The 285-nt window shown below is 57.2% G+C and carries 1 rRNA gene; it reads left to right on the forward strand.

The window, feature by feature from the left end:
* Window positions 1–285: ribosomal RNA gene (locus AC27E8_RS00240) — 16S ribosomal RNA — on the forward strand; the annotation flags it as partial.

Raw genomic sequence — 285 nt, forward strand, 5'->3', positions numbered from 1 at the left:
AGGGGGCGAGCGTTGTCCGGAATCACTGGGCGTAAAGGGTGCGTAGGCGGTCGAGCAAGTCTGGAGTGAAAGTCCATGGCTCAACCATGGGATGGCTCTGGAAACTGCTTGACTTGAGTGCTGGAGAGGCAAGGGGAATTCCGCGTGTAGCGGTGAAATGCGTAGAGATGTGGAGGAATACCCGTGGCGAAGGCGCCTTGCTGGACAGTGACTGACGCTGAGGCACGAAAGCGTGGGGAGCAAACAGGATTAGATACCCTGGTAGTCCACGCCGTAAACGATGAG

This window comes from Alicyclobacillus sp. CIJ1 (assembly GCF_057538885.1).